This is a genomic window from Nocardia sp. BSTN01 (genome assembly GCF_015354405.1).
Taxonomy (GTDB): Bacteria; Actinomycetota; Actinomycetes; order Mycobacteriales; family Mycobacteriaceae; genus Nocardia.
Genome location: NZ_JADKYP010000199.1, coordinates 1 through 235, shown reverse-complemented (window position 1 = coordinate 235; position 235 = coordinate 1). Strand labels below are relative to the sequence as shown.

Genomic DNA, 235 nt, shown 5'->3' with positions numbered 1-235 from the left:
CTCATGGAGAACTTCTTCTCGACTCTGAAGACCGAGCTGGTGTACCGGAATAGTTGGCGGACAAGGGAAGACGCCGAGAACGCCCTGTTCGCCTATATCGACGGCTGGTACAACACCCAAAGGATCCAGAAGAAGCTGGGCTGGCGGTCACCCGACGAATATGAAGCCAGTTACCATCACCAGGTTCCCGCCGGAACCAGATAATCCGCTCTCCGGAATAGCGGGGGAACCTCAG

Annotated in this window: 1 protein-coding gene; it reads left to right on the top strand. The window is 56.6% G+C overall.

Features of this window, described 5'->3' with window-relative positions; genetic code table 11:
- Positions 1-204, top strand: a 204-nt coding sequence (locus IRT45_RS36520; RefSeq protein ID WP_194810296.1) for an IS3 family transposase, incomplete at its 5' end; no start/stop codon positions are given.
- Positions 205-235: the final 31 nt, after the last annotated feature.